Raw genomic sequence first — 17,244 nt, 5'->3', positions numbered from 1 at the left:
TTACACGCCTCACAGCGTATAACCTCAGTAGGTCTCTAAATGAAACCTTTGACACAATAACGTGTGTCCTTCCGGTCTTCCCTACTGGCAAGGTTGTTCAACCTTTCGTTCAGGAAAACAGCTCAGAGGTGACAGCGAAAATAGAGATTATGGCAAAGGTCCCAGCAAATCCTTCGCTCTCTGTACATAAGAGCCCTATTTCTTAATCCTCTTCGTAGCATAGAAGTATTAATATTCTGAATCTTATTATAACTCTGATAAAATGTCAATAATGATTTATAAAAAATTTCTGACGCATGCTTATCGAGTTCATTTGAATATATATGACAGTCGCTATCCTTTTAGTAAAAGTATTGATAAGGATAACGCTTTTTATACATGATACATTTTCTAGTTAATAGCATGCCCTGTTGCTTTGGAAAATCGTGTTAGTTATGATTCTATATTTAGAGGGTAAGATACCAACTCTTCAACAATAGCCCCTCCACAAGCTTTTCTAAAGGCCAGGTGATCAAATCTAAGAACTTATCCTTTATTTAACATAAAATAAGCTTGTACGTATTGATTTGAATTGTATTATAAGATAGTATGAAATTAACAATTTACGGAAGGGTGACAAAGGGCGATGATCTACTAATCCTTATTTAGAAAAACAGGCGTAATAGACTTAACTACGAGCCATTTTTCTGGATTGGATTAGTTTTGCCTTTTGAGAACAAAAATGAAGCATGAAACTGCCCATTGGGTATTTTCTGTCTTCTTTTGTGCCCAAAACAAAGCCTCCTATCCAGAAATGGAAAAGGAGGCTTTTTTATGGAAATAACGAGCAATGAGAAATTAGGTATGGGAGCATTGTTTCAAAACCAAGTAATCCGAACCATTTTGCTGTCGGTGTTATTCCTTCAAATTGGGATTTGGGTGAGAAACTATTCAATTCTTTTATATGTAATTGAGAAGACCAATGAAAATCCGGTTGCGGTGTCTTTAATATCTGTTGCCGAATTTGCCCCAATTTTTCTATTTTCGTTTATAGGCGGAACATTTGCTGATAGATGGCGGCCGAAGAGGACGATGGTTTGGTGTGATGTGTTAAGTGCCGCTTCTGTCTTTATCGTTCTGCTCACTTTGTTTTTTGGCAGCTGGAAAGTAATTTTCTTTGCAACGCTTGTTTCATCTATTCTCTCGCAGTTTTCACAGCCGTCCGGCATGAAGCTGTTCAAGCTGTATGTGCCTGCTGAGCTTATTCAGATGGGTATGTCCATGTATCAGACTATCTTTGCACTTTTTATGATTTTAGGTCCAGTTCTAGGCACCTTCGTCTATCAGCATTTTGGTATCTTAACAGCTGTCGCTATCATGGGTATTGCTTTTCTATGTTCAGCGGCCGTTCTGCTGATGCTGCCAGCAGACCCTGCGCCGGCGGAAGAGAAACCGAAAACGACCTTGGTAGAGGAAATGAAGGAAGGTTTCCGCTATGTATTGAACAGCAGACCATTAACCTTGCTTGGCGGCTGTTTTGCGGCAGCAGGGCTGGCTATTGGACTAACGCAACCGCTCGGTGTATTTTTGATCACAGAGAAATTGGGACTGCCAAAGGAAGATTTACAATGGCTTATGGCTGCCTTTGGGATTGGTATGATTCTCGGCGGCGGAATTACAGTAGGCCTTTCGAAAAAAATGCCGCCGCAAATGCTTTTGGCAATCGGTATGGGGGCAAGTGCTATCGGGTTTATTGGCATGGGTTTATCCGCTGCATTCTGGTTGACTCTGACCGCACAGTTTTTTTCAGGTGTATTTATGCCTTGCATCCATATAGGAATTAATACAATGATTTTGCAAAATACAGAAGAAGCCTTTATCGGCAGGGTAAATGGCATATTAACTCCTCTATTTATGGGGGCGATGGTCATTACGATGTCAACTGCTGGATGGCTGAAAACCCATCTTTCTATTGTTTACATCTACGAAGCAGCAGCACTGCTTCTTGTGATCGGAATTCTAAGTCTGTTGCCTTTAATGAAAAAGGACGCAGTCAACAAGGGAATTAAAGAGGAAATATAGTAAGCAGATAAAAAAACAAAGGCCGCGAATACCGATGACTGAAGTCATGAGTATTCGCGGCTTTTTATCACTGTAAGAAAGTATAAATTTCTAGCTGGAAGACAATTCGACGTAGCGAGAAATTTTAGGAATACGGTTCGGCAAGTTTCCCTTAAAAAGTATGATGTAAGGGGTTCTACCTAGCTATCACACCACTCTTTCAATACCTCATCTAAATGTCGAAGCGATTCTGAAGATTTCTCTTTCGCTGCCTTTAGCCAAAACTGATGATCATCGTACTGCCCTCTCCGCAGCGCAATCATTCTTCTTACCTCGTCTCGATTTGGGCCACCCGGCAACGAACGAATGTCTACAAAATACTCAGGATCAAGGGATTGCTGCAGTTTAACCTCATCCAGCAGTAATGGTTTGCCTATGACACCGACGGCCGCTTCATTGACGAGAGTCAGCGTGACCTCATGTGCGGCGATACCTTGAGCTATTGCGGCCTTTACCACATTGCTTGCAATGTGATGTGCTTTGCGGAAGGAGAGGGCGTCTGTTCTCACTAACGTATCCGCCAATTCCGTGATAGTAGCGAAGCTAGCTTTAGCCCGTTCACGCAGCACTTCTTTATTCACTTCAGCAGTTGCGATTACACAGCCCATCAGTCTGCATAATTTGTCTAATAGATCTAGGCTTCTCCAGGCATACGGCTGCATATCGTCCTCTGTATCAACAATATCACCAAAAGGTGTGTTGTGAATCATCGTCAGTACCGTCTGGGTATTACCCACACAGCTAGATAATAAAGAACGTAAATGCTCTAGAGATACCGGATTACGCTTTTGGGGCATGATAGAACTCGTTTGCACGTAAGCATCTGAAACCCGCAGCACCCCGTACTCTTGCGTACTCCACAACAACAAATCTTGAATGAAGCGCCCGAGAGTGATTGCGGTAATTTGGGTGGCAGTCATGACCTCAGCGATATAATCAGCTCCCGCAATGGCGTCATAGGAATTTTCAATTAGCCCATCAAAGCCAAGCAACTCCGCCATTCGCTCCCTATTAATGTTAAACCCGGAAGTCGTAAGGGCTGCTGCTCCCATCGGACTTTGATTACAATGTTCATACGCCAGCATCAATCGCTGTACATCACGGTTTAATGAATCAATGACAGCTAGAATATAATGAGCCAATGTGGTTGGTTGAGCCTGCTGTGTATGGGTATACCCAATCATGAGCGTATCTACATGTTTACTGGCAAATTGCAGTAACTCTTCTTTCAAAAATAATACGGAAGATAATGCAGTTTGCATTTTATCGCGCAGTGTTAATCGGAACATTGCGATACTCATATCGTTACGGCTCCGAGCGATGTGCAGGTTACCGGCAATATCCCCTGCTTTATCTAACAGCTCGTGTTCAACCTGAAAGAATAAATCTTCAAATTGACCGGAGTACTGAGAGATGCGCAGGGACTGTAAATCTAGCATTCTAATAGCCTCGGCGATCTGCTTCCCCTCGTTGCGGGAAATGAGTTGTTGTTCATCCAGCATGATAAGGTGAGCTTTATGAATCGCCATCATTGGTTCTAATAAATGCCGCTTTGCTTCATCGTATGCAGGTGCAAGAACAACCTCCATATAGGTTTTCCCTGGGAATGTATGACTCTCCTTTTGAACAATTTGATCGCGATTGTTCCCCCCATTCATTTCCTTCCTGTTTAATGTATCCAATTGCTTCTTCCCCCTTGGATTGTATACTAGCTATCATTTTTTCTAACGACTATGCATTTCAGTAAACTAGGCAATTACATTGTATAGACTGTGCTCATTTCACCTCGTTCATTATGAAATATTGAATGTCTTTGGTATCTATCATACGTTGAACTCCATGTCCTGGTCTAAAATTAAAAACTTTTGGCTCTTTCATACAATATATTTCTCTAAGTTGTCTATCTCTGCCTTACGTAATGCGTCTTTGATAAAAGAAAGCAAATATTCTGCATCACGCCCAACACCGCAAACAAGTGCTGAGCCCCTTTGTCGTTGCCATGGCAAACCGATAAAGAATAACCCCTCCACAGGACTGACTCCCCTATAATGAAGAGGTTCGCCCTTCTCATCTAATGCTCCGTTTACCTCTAACCACTTGTAATCTGGAACAAAACCTGTTGACCAGATGATATTTTTCACGTCCATGCTGCTACCATCTTGAAAAATCGTTCTTTCTCCCTGGACATCCACTACTCTCGATTTCACTCGTACTTTTCCACTTCGAATCAAATTCCTACACTCAACACCAAAAATGCGATCACCTTTCTTGCGAAACCAGACGCCCCGTTTTGTATCTGTACCGGCGTATAAAAATCCTAATATTTCAAGCCAGAAGAAGATACTTTTTCCAAAGAAGTGCAAAGGTAAAAATTTGAATGGATGACTGATTGCGATAGTTACCTCTCGATCCTCCGCAAGTTCTGTTGCAATTTGTGCTCCGGAATTCCCCCCTCCTACGACCAAAACAGGGCCCTCAGGAATTTGCTTTGGCGAGATATACGCCGAAGAATGGATTTGAAACACATCCTTCGAGTATTGTTGTGATGCAGGAGGCAGAAATGGAGCTTGAAAGGCACCGGAAGCTATTACGATTTGTTTACTGTATAAAGTTTCTTTGTTGGTAACTACTTTAAAACCTATATCGACCTGCTGCACCTTTTGTACATGCGTACGCAATTGGACTGGCAGAGAAAAATGCTCAGCGTATGTTTCTAAATAGTCCGCCATCTCACCCTTTGAAGGAAATGCATCCTGATCTCCTTCAAAGGCCAGACCCGGCAATGCACTATATGATTTTGGCGTAAAAAGGATCAAAGAGTCATATCGCTTTCGCCAACTGTCCCCAACTCGTTCTCCCGCATCTAGCAGCAAAAACGAAACCTCCTGCTGTTTTAAGAAAAATCCCATACTGAGCCCAGCTTGCCCCGCTCCAATAATGATGACATCTAGCATGTCCGTGTCTCCTCCCTCTTTGTAAGCTACCTAGTCTATATATCATGATAGAAAATTTCCTCACCACCCCTTATCAAAGAAAAAGCCTAGCTCTCGTACGATTTCCAGATTTCCAAGAGCCATAAATCATTTTGCGGCGTTATACAGCTTTTCATTATCGGGAGCAGCCTGTTTCACCTTTTCAACAATTTCTCTATAAAGAATTCTTTTTTGTATATTTCACTGCAAGTTTTTCCATTACGGATTTCCTTCACATCCTTGAACATATGAACAATCATTCATATGTTTAGTTCCATTATATGAATCTTTTTCTCAGAGAGTCAATGAATCTTGCAAAAATTTTCTGGAAATTAGGAGCCGTTAGCCATAAAGTTGTAAAGCGATTATTCCAGGTTTAATCATTAAATTAAGATAACAGCCAACACTCGATCCATATTCTAACAATCTTTAAAATTTATTGTTTGTTAAAACCTGCATTGTTATGTATAATTTCTTCTGTTATGTCGGCCCGGCTTTCATGAGGTGAAGGTCATTGAACTGCAAAAACTAAATAAATGGAAAGAGGTGCTATTTTGAAGCAGGGACTAAAACAAGAATGGTTCTCTCATGTGCGAACGGATATATTAGCGGGGATTGTGGTAGCATTAGCTTTAATACCAGAAGTAATTGGCTTTTCTATTATCGCCGGTGTGAATCCTATGGTCGGTTTGTACGCTTCGTTTTGTGTAGCAATTGTAATTGCTTTTGTTGGGGGACGCCCAGGAATGATTTCAGCCGCTGCGGGTGCCATGGCATTGGTATTGGTCGGATTGGTGAAGGACCATGGCATCGAGTACATGCTTGCAGCCACTATTTTAACAGGAGTAATTCAATTTTTACTTGGCGTTCTTCGAATCGGAGAATTGGTAAAATTTATTCCTAATTCTGTTATGGTCGGTTTTGTAAACTCATTGGCTATTTTAATTTTCACATCGCAATTACCTTCATTCTCAGGTGAATCCTGGCCGATGTATGCTATGGTAGCTGGCGGATTAGTGATTATTTATTTATTCCCTAAGATAACGAAAGCTGTTCCTTCGCCGCTGATTGCGATTATTGTGATTAGTGCCATTTCAATTTATACTCACAGTAATGTGAGAACAATTGGTGATATGGGGAGCATTTCAAACACACTACCGCATTTTTTAATTCCTGATGTACCGTTTAACCTAGAAACCCTTCGTATTATTTTTCCATACGCGCTTTCATTGGCTCTAGTTGGTTTGATTGAGTCTTTGTTAACAGCTCAAATTGTGGATGAGATGACGGATACACACAGTAATAAAAATAAGGAATGCAGAGGACAAGGAATTGCCAATATTATAAATGGATTTTTTGGCGGTATGGCGGGCTGTGCTATGATTGGACAATCTGTCATTAACATGAAATCTGGAGGGCGCGGACGTCTTTCTGCTTTTGTTGCCGGTGCTTTTTTGATGTTTCTTATTATTGTTTTAAATCAAATTGTAGTTCAAATTCCTTTGGCTGCCCTTGTAGCAGTTATGATCACAGTATCCATCAGTACGTTTGACTGGGGTTCTTTAACACGACTGCACAAGCTGCCGAAAACAGATGCTGTTGTAATGGTTACAACTGTTGTTGCAATCGTGCTTACTCATAACTTAGCAGTTGGTGTGATCCTAGGAATTGTATTAAGTGCAATTTTCTTTGCTTCCAAAATTTCAAAGGTTAAGGTAACTGAAACAGCTTATCCGTCCCTTCAAAAGATGGAGTATAGAGTAGAGGGCCAGGTATTCTTTGCTTCTGTAACGGATTTCCTTTCTTCTTTCAACTTTAAGCAAGAGCATGTCAAAACTGTTGATATCGATTTATCTCATGCTCATATATGGGATGAATCAGGCGTTACGGCGATTGATAAGGTTGTACTCAAGTTTCACCAAAACGGCATACAAGCTCGTATTCTTGGTTTAAATGAGGCAAGTGCAACGTTACTGAACCGTATCGCAGTATTTAATAAACCAGGTGGCTTAGATCAGAATATCGGTCATTAATAAAAAATTCCCCTTCATAATAAAGAAGGGGAATTTTTTTATACGAGTGATTGCCATAATAGAATAACAACACCGATAAAGGCAATTGAGTAGTTGAATAATGTATTGTTTTCTTGTTCTTCGCATCGATTCTTTGTTAGTTCTTCAAAAGCCTGCATACGTAATTTGGTTTGGTGAAGGTACATCATGATCCCTCTCCTTCTGAATACGAACACAATTTTGAAAGCGCTTTCTTTATTATATAATATTCTATAAAAAAAGCAACCAACTGCCATAAGGAGTTGGTTACTTTTTGTTCCACATACTTATATAAAACAAAAAAAAGCTGTCTTAATGTAACTTTTACAATTCTATGAAGTGTTCTCGTAAAGCCATAGCGCTTTTTTAGACTTTCTCATGATAAAATGGAGATAAAAGGAAAATCGTGATAGGAGGCCCACTCTAGATGAAATATACGATTGCTATTATAGGAGGAACTGGAAAAGCAGGTAGATTTCTAGCAGAAACAGCAATAAAAAAAGGCTATAAAGTGCGCATGCTCGTCAGAAATCCAGAAAAAGTGTTAATAGCCAACAAAAATATAGAACTTATTAAAGGAGATGCTCAAAGCTCAGAGTCCATTGTCTCTTTGCTTAAAGGATGTGAAGCTGTTGTGAATACATTTGGACAGCCTAACAGAGAAGCACCTTTATATAGTGAAGTTACGAAATTGGTAATTGCCACTATGTCAAAGATGGGGATCAAACGATACATAGGAGTAACGGGAGGTTCTTTGGATGTGTATGGAGATAAAAAGTCCTTAGCAAATCGGTTCGGTGCCATTGTCTTCCGCATGATGTATGCTGAGATGATTCAGGATAAGAAAAAAGAGCTTGCCCTTCTCCAAGAAAGCGGGATCGATTGGACGCTTGTTCGCTTACCATTTGTTTTTGAAAAAAGCGGTAATAAAGCTATAAAAGCAAGTCTGTATGATATGCCAGGACTGACTATTACCAACCGTGATATTGCAGATTTTTTGATTAATGAAATTTCAGATTCTAAATATTTGCGTCAAACACCGTTTATAGCAAATTAGATAAAACGAAACTACCCATAAACTGGAACATGCAGATTAACCCCTATTCCAACTAAAGAAAACTTGTCGATTGGCGAGCCCCGCCTTTGGGCGAAGACAGAGGCACAGCCCTACTTATACTGTATTCCTAAAGTTTCTCACTACGTCGAGTTGGCTTCCAGCTAGAAATTTATACTTTCTTACAGTGCTAAAAAACCTGGCACAAGGCCAAGTTTTTTTATCGTTTATTCATTTGCTTACCGCTTTTCTTCTGGCTCTGATACTGTGCATTTCCTTGCTCAGCGCCAAACTCCACATCGTTATGTGTGCCTTGCTGGCTCAATTGCGCTAGTTTTTGGTTTTTGTTTTGCTTTCCTGCTCCGCCCATTGTTATCCCTCCTTTATCTGTAATCGTTACTACTATGCTCTTTTATCCGTTTTTTATACAAACAAGGAGACGAACATTGGGGTTTGCAGAAAAGCAATGCTTAGTACTGAGTGGCTCTATTTTTTGCGTCGTAATGCACTAATTAACGCTGCAATCGAAACTAACAGAGAAATAATCGATACGACCGTTGGGATTGTTTGTACACCGCCAGTATTTGATTGTGTTTTTGTTGTATCCGTTACTGTCTGGTCTTGTTTCTCAGTTGAAGAAGCCGCGCTAATCTCAGTAATAGAATGCGGTGTGTCACTTCCTTCCTCTCCTGCCCATTCTACAATACTGCCGTCTGTATAGTATTGGTACGCATCCCAAGCGACCTTCTGCCCGCTAGCCGGGTTTTTTGCTACAAAGGTGAACTGTTGAAATTGCCCTGATAAAATACCTTCACCAGTTGCTGTCCAGGTAATGGATGTTGCTTTTCCAGATGCATCCTTCTGTTCACTAACTGTCCATCCAGGTACAGGTTGATATTGTTCAAACTCTACTCCATCAGGAATTTTCAAGGTAACTTTTGTTGTTGGTACATCTTTTTCAACGGGGACCTTCATCGTATATGTTTCCCATGCCTCAGTTGTAGAAGTGCTGGGCTTTACCGATACGTGAGCACTTGCAGATACTGAAAAAAGAAATGTTGCCGCTATTGTTGGTATAAGTGCTGCCATTAACCTTTTGCTTTTTGTCATGCTTCATAATCCCCTTTATCCTCTTATTGTCGACTGCCTACCGTCGAACGAAAATCTATATCAAAACTATCAAGAGATGTTGCCAGTCCGTGAACCTTTATGGTCCATTGTCCTGTCATATTTAAATACATTCCTTTTGTTTGAAACTTTCCTGTTGATACAGCTGGAACTCTAAATGTCTCTTTTCCCATCTCCATATCTAACGAAGAGACTGTCAATGTAAGTTGTTCTATATCAGTAACAGGCTGTCCATTTTTATCATTTAACTCAACATCAAATGTATTCATCCCCACTGCATTAGGACTAATGCTTAAAGTGAGCTGATTGCCATTATCCAGCTGCCTGGTTTCATGAAAAGGTCCTGTTGCCGGTATCGGAGGAGTCGGCAAATTCGTTAAAAATGCTGCAAGTACCATCACAATGATTCCTATGCTCCATTCAACACCTACTGTAGCCCCGATCCCTTTCTTTCGACGCAGCTTACCTTTCACAAAATGAACAATCCCTAATATCCCCATCACTACAAATAAAATAATCTTTGCGAACAGAAACCTCCCATAATTTGTATCAAAAAGAGAAGTGATTGTTGGAACAAAAAATGTACTAGTGACAAGTCCCGTGAAAAAAATGATTGAAACAGCAGCCATCGCCCAAGGAGAAAATCGACGAATTGCATCCCAATATCGTGACCAATCTCTTTTATCATGTTCTGCACCAGCATGATCCACAGGTAATAGAAAAGCAATTCCAAGCAACCCTCCCAACCATAAGGAGGCAGCGAATAAATGAAGAAAATCCATGGGTATTGCTATCTCTTTATACTTAGAAGCAGCTGCATGACCAATGAAGGCTTTCGTTATCAGCAGTCCCACCACGAGCATCACAGGGATTACCCATGCTTTCCACGAAGTAAAACTTCCTCTTTTGATAGCTACATAGGTTGCCACAGAAAGCAAAGCAACGAGAATCATCTGAATAACCCATATATGTCCAAAGCCAGGAAGCTCCAGAGTTTCTCTCAACAATGAGAGCTGAAACGCCTTCGACCACGATACATCTGCATTTATTTTTGTTTGTAAAGGAAGATTGAACAACAAGCTAAGGGAAATTCCAAGCAGCGATAACCAAAGGATGATCCGACTTCTTGATTGAACCTTAGTAGACTGCTGGTTATCTGATTTTCGAATAATAAGATTAAAAAATATAACACCTATATAAAGAGAAAAACCCGTATATAAGAGCCCACGTTCAATAAGCATATCCAATTTCGGTATATAACCGGTTGTGTGTGCTTGTGAAGCATTAGAATCTTCTCCCGCAGTCCCGATATGAAATGGAATTACCCCTTGAACAGGATGCCCATCTGCTGAAATCACTTTCCAATGAACGGAATAAGCACCATCTCGTATATTAGGTTTCACTCCAGCTTCCATCATCCTTGGATTCTCTTTATTGATATGAGCATTTTTTAAGTCTACCCGCTTTCCTGAAGCATCCATCACAATAAGGGAAGCAAAGCTAGAAGACTGAATCCTCTCATCAAACTCAATGCTGACAATAGAAGGTGCTTTAGGCAAAATTTCGTTTTCCGCAGGGGTTGCTTTAGTAATATAAGCATGCGCAGATGTAAAGATAGGCGATAACATGCTATATAAAAAGAAAAACACCATCCATAATCCAAACTTTTTGATATACATTAAATACTGTCCACCCATTCTACCCTTTCCCTCCCTATTCCCCGGGAGATACTGAAACTAAATACAATATAATTATGGCACCAAAATGTGAAGAAAATGCGAAAACCTTGTGAATAATGTTAGACACTTCGTACTTTTATAGTAATTAGAGAACATGAGCAGAGTTTTTGGCGTTTGTTCACAAGGCTATGCTAAAAAGGCATACAGTACGGACATGAAAATAACTCTTCTCTTTCCATCTATCACAACATAGGAATCAATTAAAAATTTAAAACTGTATTGACTCCGTACCAACGTACAGAATAAAAGGAGGAGAGATTCATAGTGGCTAAAAGAATCGAAGTTTTTACAGCTGGCAGTTATTTATGTGATGATGTAGTGGAACAAGTCAAATAGTTAGCTTGTCTAAAATGCGAAGTCATCGTTTATGATTTAAACAAAAACAATTCCACAACCGAATGGGAACAAAAATCTAAAGCCTATGGAATTCAATCTATTCCCTCTGTCGCCATGGGTGGGAAAATCATTGACCTTACTAAGTTAAAAAAAGAATCCATTAAAATGGATTCTACTATTTTTCTGATAAATTTGAAGGAAACCATTACTGTATTTCATTTCTATAAACTACTTTATGAACATCATGCCTAACCGTTTTATGGCCAGCTTTAATACCTTTCCCAATCGCTATGAGCATAACATCCAAATACCTCTCGGAAATATGCAATATCGACTTGAGCTGTTTGGAATCATACCCTGACATTGTGATGGTTTCAAGCCCAGCTTCATTTGCCAATAAAAGTAAAGACATGGACGCTAGACTCGCATCTCTCGTTAATTCAATTTTTAAATCCTCTTTTGATTTATTCGCGTAGTAATTTATAGCAGCATTCGCCAAGTAATCTCTCATTGATGCATCAAAAAAACCTTGCTGACATCCCTCTTCATGTATATTTATAATATTTTCTTTCTCAAAGGCTTGATAATCCCCCAGCACAACAATTAATGCGGACGCTTCTGTTACTTGCTGTTGGTTAAAAGCTACCGGCAATAATAAATCCCGCAGATGTGGATCATCGATGACTAAGTATCGGGTTGCTTGTATATTGTTTCCATTAGGTGACTTACTTGCACTTTCAATCAATGAAGCCAACATCTCTGAACTGACTTTATAGTCTGGATCGTAATGCCTGACCGAACGTCTTTTTTCTAAAACTTCCTTTACACTCATCGTATCCACTCCAAATATTTTATTTGCTACACCGTCGATTATAATGGAAAATAATACATGAAAAAATAACGCACTTAAATGTGGCATAGCCACATTTAAGTGCCTATTTAGGAGGAATCAAGAATGGGCAGTCAAAACACGGGAATCAATATTTTCATGAATACTGTAGGCGGCAAATGGAAATGTTTAATTCTCTTTTTCTTGAGCCAAAAATCAATGAGGACGAAAGAATTTTATGAGCTAATCCCAGCCATTACCCAAAAAGTTTTGACAGATCAATTAAAGCAACTGGAAAGAGATGGGCTTGTCCGAAGGGAAGTATTTAAAGAAGTGCCTCCAAAAGTGGAATACAGCTTAACGAAGTTAGGTGAATCATTTGTTCCAGTATTAAACACAATGTGTGAGTGGGGCAATACTTATGCTGTTATAAAAGATATAGATAGAGACGAGCAAATCTGCTGTAACCATAAATAGGTCGAACGGCGTTGAATTTCCAGGAAATCCTCAAAAAATGCAGTGGGGAGCATTTGTTCAATTCAAGAACGAAGATGATAATGTGGTCTTATTAAAACAATAGTATGTGAGGCAGATTCACGGAACTGAATCTGCCTCATTCGTTGTAGCCTCTATCAGTTCGAAAAATAAATTACTCGCGTATAAAACTACAGAATAGGGAAAAGAGACATTTTAAACACTATTTCCCTTCAACAGCAACGAGTGTTTTCCGCTGTCCATCCCAACGCCAAGGAATCCTATGGCCCTGCAAGTGGCAGCCGCCAAGCCACTGATCGACCCCGTTCATGGCTACCCAGTCCCCTTCTCCTGTAAGAATGCGGCGCCCTATATCAGTTAGGCTGAAACGGCTATTATGGAATTGTGAGATATCATTATTATCAAAAGAAGCTAAGGATGCACCCTCGATTTGTATTAACGGATATGGAGCTTGACACATCCTCTTCAAGATTCCCCAATACTGTAAATCTCCCATACCGTACCAAATTTCTTGCAGTCCTGTTTGATGAAAGAGATCCCAGGCGTAAGCAGGGCTATTATGTAGATGTGCTAACGTTGTTTGTTCCACCTTCCCAAGTCCATTATAAATCGAAGGAAACCTTGACAAGTGGAATTTGAACGCTTCCTGCACAAATGGAAGTGCTGATGTATCCTCTTGAAGGAATTCTACAATCTTATGCGGATCTGGAGATGTGTAGGCTTCCCACGCCTTTTTGCCTATCTCCAGCTCCTCTTGTCCGATCGGACGCCATGTACCAACTAATGTGTTCAGTTGTTCCACCGACAATTGACCAAGACCCAAGAAGGGATCAATACCAGGGAATGTGCCAATACATAATAGATTCAGCCTGACCCCGTTCAGCGATTGCTTTGAAAACCAGTTCAGCAAAAAACTCAGCATAGTCTGATCAAAAAGGTCATGCTCAAACCACAACACTACTTCATCGTATTCTTTGAAGGCTGCAAGTCTCTGTTCTTGCGAAACACAACCTGCAGTAAATTCGTCACAGCGTATACCTAATGTTTTTTCCAAATTCTTCGCGCGAATCAATCGATTGGATGAGTTGGCAAGATCCAGAAAAACAGGTCCTTCTGAGTAAATTTCCCTCCATACGAGAATATCACCGTGGACAACCCCTTGCTTCAGCTTTTCAGCCACTGAGTCTCCATTCACAATATGCAGCATTTCACCTTTCCCCTTTCATATATCGTTTAGTATCCCCTCTTCTGCACCGTTTCTTTTTATGACAACTATAGTAATAGTCTATAAACAAAACAAATGTTCTCTTTTCATTTTAGCTAAAAAAGCTATGGATGTCCATAGCTAATTACCCAATAAGGTATCTGTTAAAAACCCCTATTTGCATGATTTACTTCCATAGCATTTGCTTCTAATGCCCCTCTCTACTTTATTCCTTAAAACATAGAAAACAGCAAGAGGGGGAGGGTCCTCTTGCCGTTTTTATCTATTGTTCATGATTTTATACAGTTTTTACAGCAGCCTAACGAATCCAATCAAACAGTTGTACAAGGCTATTCTTTCCTGAATTCTTTTGTACTTCTAGCTGTATCAATTGGCCAAACTAACTATTCCGTTCTTCTACTAGCTGCAATATTTCTCCATTCGGCCCTCTAAAACGAATGGTCTTGCGATCATTGATCCCGCGTTTTGGTTCACTTGTTTCAAAAACGATTCCTTTTTGTCTACAATAGGAAATTACTTGTTCCATGTTATCAACGACAAATGCTAAATGGTTCACCAATCCATGTTCCGTATACAACGTAGTCGGCTGTAAATCACGAATCAGTTCAATTTCAAACCCTGGTAATCCATTATGAGCCAAAAAAACAATTTCCTTTTGGCCATTGTTTACTCTTACACGGATTTTAAACTGAAAAAGAGTTTCATAAAATCGAATGGACTCATCCATATCGGAAGCCATAATCCCGACATGCTCTACCCTTTTAATCATTTGCTACCCCCACACGCTTTTTCCTAAAATTATAGTTGTTACTGGAGATTGATTGCAAAAATTCCAATCTATCGCAACTAATCTCGAAAGCTTTGCTAAACTCTCAAACGGAAGTTACATTTATGATAAGAGATAATAAAACGAACTACATTGTTTGTAGTTCGTTTTATTTTATAACTATTATATGTCTTGCTTGCTTTGATCAAACAAGGCGGTTTGCAGCCCTTTCCGCTTTAATGAATATCCTTCTTCTTAAAACGTCCGCCCCGTACTTCAGAGATGTTAGCAACCGCAAAAAATGCTGATGGATCAATATCCTCTACAATAGATTTCAGCTTGGATTCCTCTAAACGAGTGATAACAACAAAAATCACTTTCTTATCATCTCCCGTATAAGCGCCCTCACCGTTTAAGTACGTAACACCACGTCCTAAGCGTGCTAAAATAACATCCCCAATCTCCTTATGCCGCTCGCTAATAATCCATGCTGACTTAGATTCATCAAGTCCTAAAATTACAACATCAATCGTCTTAAAGGCAATGAAATATGCCATAAGGGAATACATAGCCCGATCCCATCCAAATACAAAACCAGCAGCTCCTAAAATAAAAATATTAAAGAACATGATGATTTCACCAACAGAAAACGGCATCCTTCTATTGAACAAAATAGCCATAATTTCCGTTCCATCCAATGATCCACCGTTTCGGATAACCAATCCCACTCCAACACCAAGGATAATTCCCCCAAACACTGTGGCTAACAATACATCTTCTGTTAGCCCCGGCACCGGATGCAACAGAGTGGTAGCAATTGAAAGAACGATAATCCCAAATAATGTAGAAACAGCAAACGTTGTCCCAATTTGTTTCCGTCCGATAAAGAAAAATGGCAGGTTTAGCAGGAAAAGAAATATTCCTAAATTAAGACCTGTTAGATGAGATAACATAATCGAAATCCCTGTAATCCCTCCGTCAATTACATGATTTGGAATCAAAAAAATCTCAAGCCCTACTGCCATCAATCCAGCTCCTATGGCTATTAAAAAAGCTCTTTTAGCCATGCTGGTCTTCGTCAATTTTTTGTGTTCCACCTTCTGTTTGATTTGTTCTGCGAGTTCCATGCAGGACTCCTCCTTCCCCTCCTGTTATTTATGAATGAAATGCCCCCTGTACCATTACAGAGACTACATCCAAATACTTACAAAATCTAGTCAACTAATCTACATATCTAGTTCATCCGAGATAGCTCAAGCAAAGCCACAGCACTGTTAGTAGAACAGAGCACGCTGTATCAATTCTCTCGTCTTTTTATTATAACAGATTTTCTCCACTTTTCCGAGTAAAATAGTGAGAATTAAATAATAATATTCTTTGTTTCTACATATTCCCTATACAAGAGGATTACGCAGCAAAAATAAAATTATGTATAGTTCGTCTAACATTTCACGTAATCTCGATCCATTAAAAATGGTCTGCTGCAAAACCTGACTTCCTTTGACAAGATAATTTTTATAACAAAACAGTGTTACAGATCACTATCGATAAAAAACGTCAAAATATTATGTTTTTTTAGAAAATTTATAATATTTTGCATTTACAAATCACGACATTGCTTGTATGATAAATACAAGCAATACCTATTACATCAAAAAAGAAGGTGATACCGCTTAAGTAGCAAAAGCAGAGCAACAAACAAGTCAACTAAAGGGAAAGGTGATTCCAGTGAAGCGAGTAAGGCGAAGGCGTGTGACACATGAAATGGGGCACAAAAGTCATTTTTAGAAAAACTCTCTAGCTAGGGGTGATCTTCCTAAGATAAAGACCATTGAAGGGATTCCAACAAAATGAATGAAGAAATAATGTAAGCGACCTTGTGACTCCTTAGAGGATGAACAAGGTCGCTTACTGTTGTTTTATAGCTTTGAAACAAGACAAAAATCCCACAAAATTATAGTCTCCATTCATGAACGCTCTCCTTACACTTTCTAAATTCTCAAAAAAGCAAAAATACATGAGGAAGTGCTGATTTTCAGTTGATCAATTGGCTACTTGATGCGAACAATCCTGACTCAGCCTTCCCCCTTCGAAAAGAGAGTGCGATAGCCTTGTTAATATCCAAAATAGTTTCATACTTTCCTTCAAATCGATTATGATGCAAAGAATAGCTGCAACCAATTATATAACAAGAATAGCATTACAATTACTGTTATCGGAATTACGATCAATGAGACGCTTAAATAATCCTTCCATTTCACCTTGATTCTATGTTGCTTTAAAATATGCATCCATATTAAAGAAGCGAGTGTCCCGATAGGAAGCAGCAACGATCCTACGTCACTTCCAATAATACTTGCTAGATACATCGTCTGTAATGTGAAGGAATCCAGATTCATTTCTGTTAATGCAATAGTTCCAACTAATAAGGCTGGATGGTTATTAAACAGGTTAGATAAAACAGAGATTAATCCTCCCATGATAAAGCTTGCTTCAAATAATCCTTGCTGTACAATCGGTTCGCACATTTTCACTAGAAGTTCTGTTAG

General features: G+C 39.5%; 15 protein-coding genes and 1 pseudogene. 5 read left to right on the top strand and 11 right to left on the bottom strand.

Annotation, left to right across the window (positions count from 1 at the left end):
- The first annotated feature begins 813 nt into the window (after positions 1–813).
- On the top strand, positions 814–2,061 hold the full coding sequence (locus EP737_RS19140) for an MFS transporter (RefSeq protein ID WP_246040308.1): 1,248 nt from the start codon (positions 814–816) through the stop codon (positions 2,059–2,061).
- Positions 2,062–2,240: 179 nt separating this feature from the next.
- Here EP737_RS19140 and argH read toward each other — a convergent pair whose 3' ends face one another.
- Both argH and EP737_RS19130 read right to left on the bottom strand, forming a co-directional pair.
- Positions 2,241–3,758, bottom strand: coding sequence for an argininosuccinate lyase (argH, locus tag EP737_RS19135; protein WP_129729943.1), 1,518 nt, complete (start codon positions 3,756–3,758; stop codon positions 2,241–2,243).
- A gap of 216 nt (positions 3,759–3,974) precedes the next feature.
- Entirely contained in the window at positions 3,975–5,054 is a 1,080-nt protein-coding gene (locus EP737_RS19130; RefSeq protein ID WP_129729939.1) for a flavin-containing monooxygenase, read from the bottom strand.
- 554 nt (positions 5,055–5,608) lie between these two features.
- Here EP737_RS19130 and EP737_RS19125 point away from each other — a divergent pair.
- Positions 5,609–7,105 carry a SulP family inorganic anion transporter gene (locus tag EP737_RS19125; protein WP_129729937.1) on the top strand — a complete coding sequence of 499 codons (1,497 nt, stop codon included), beginning with the start codon at positions 5,609–5,611 and terminating at the stop codon, positions 7,103–7,105.
- A gap of 38 nt (positions 7,106–7,143) precedes the next feature.
- On the opposite strand, the gene EP737_RS25735 is transcribed toward EP737_RS19125, so the two are convergent.
- Positions 7,144–7,293, bottom strand: a complete 150-nt coding sequence (locus EP737_RS25735; RefSeq protein ID WP_165350861.1) for a hypothetical protein — start codon at positions 7,291–7,293, stop codon at positions 7,144–7,146.
- Positions 7,294–7,550: 257 nt separating this feature from the next.
- Between EP737_RS25735 and EP737_RS19120 the strand changes: the two genes are divergently transcribed.
- Positions 7,551–8,180, top strand: coding sequence for an NAD(P)-dependent oxidoreductase (locus EP737_RS19120; RefSeq protein ID WP_129729935.1), 630 nt, complete (start codon positions 7,551–7,553; stop codon positions 8,178–8,180).
- A gap of 217 nt (positions 8,181–8,397) precedes the next feature.
- Here EP737_RS19120 and EP737_RS25730 read toward each other — a convergent pair whose 3' ends face one another.
- From EP737_RS25730 to EP737_RS19100, 4 genes are all read right to left on the bottom strand, one after another.
- On the bottom strand, positions 8,398–8,547 hold the full coding sequence (locus EP737_RS25730; RefSeq protein ID WP_165350860.1) for a hypothetical protein: 150 nt from the start codon (positions 8,545–8,547) through the stop codon (positions 8,398–8,400).
- A 116-nt stretch (positions 8,548–8,663) separates the two neighbouring features.
- Positions 8,664–9,287 (bottom strand): YcnI family copper-binding membrane protein, encoded by a 624-nt coding sequence (locus tag EP737_RS19115; RefSeq protein WP_129729933.1) that lies wholly within the window; start codon positions 9,285–9,287, stop codon positions 8,664–8,666.
- Positions 9,288–9,310: 23 nt separating this feature from the next.
- A complete protein-coding gene (locus EP737_RS19110; RefSeq protein ID WP_425455934.1) occupies positions 9,311–10,984 on the bottom strand; it encodes a copper resistance protein CopC in 1,674 nt (557 codons plus the stop codon).
- 601 nt (positions 10,985–11,585) lie between these two features.
- Positions 11,586–12,212, bottom strand: a complete 627-nt coding sequence (locus tag EP737_RS19100) for a nitroreductase family protein (RefSeq protein WP_129729931.1) — start codon at positions 12,210–12,212, stop codon at positions 11,586–11,588.
- Between the two features lie 123 nt (positions 12,213–12,335).
- Here EP737_RS19100 and EP737_RS19095 point away from each other — a divergent pair, with 123 nt between their 5' ends.
- A complete protein-coding gene (locus tag EP737_RS19095) occupies positions 12,336–12,686 on the top strand; it encodes a winged helix-turn-helix transcriptional regulator (RefSeq protein WP_129729929.1) in 351 nt (116 codons plus the stop codon).
- Positions 12,685–12,789 (top strand): annotated as a pseudogene (locus tag EP737_RS26760) (VOC family protein); the annotation flags it as partial. The gene EP737_RS19095 and the pseudogene EP737_RS26760, both read left to right, overlap by 2 nt.
- 117 nt (positions 12,790–12,906) lie before the next feature.
- On the opposite strand, the gene EP737_RS19090 reads toward EP737_RS26760, so the two are convergent.
- The 4 genes from EP737_RS19090 to EP737_RS19075 form a co-directional block, all read right to left on the bottom strand.
- A complete protein-coding gene (locus EP737_RS19090; protein ID WP_129729927.1) occupies positions 12,907–13,911 on the bottom strand; it encodes a DUF1835 domain-containing protein in 1,005 nt (334 codons plus the stop codon).
- Positions 13,912–14,308: 397 nt separating this feature from the next.
- A complete protein-coding gene (locus EP737_RS19085) occupies positions 14,309–14,698 on the bottom strand; it encodes a VOC family protein (RefSeq protein ID WP_129729925.1) in 390 nt (129 codons plus the stop codon).
- A gap of 233 nt (positions 14,699–14,931) precedes the next feature.
- Positions 14,932–15,822, bottom strand: a complete 891-nt coding sequence (locus tag EP737_RS19080) for a YitT family protein (protein ID WP_129729923.1) — start codon at positions 15,820–15,822, stop codon at positions 14,932–14,934.
- 1,026 nt (positions 15,823–16,848) lie between these two features.
- Positions 16,849–17,244: ArsB/NhaD family transporter (locus EP737_RS19075; RefSeq protein WP_281278909.1), on the bottom strand; the 396-nt coding region annotated here is incomplete at its 5' end.

The organism is Ectobacillus funiculus, assembly GCF_004138295.1.
GTDB lineage: Bacteria > Bacillota > Bacilli > Bacillales > Bacillaceae_G > Ectobacillus > Ectobacillus funiculus.
The sequence above is the reverse complement of the archived record's forward strand: the minus strand, read 5'-3'. Positions and strand labels throughout refer to the sequence as shown.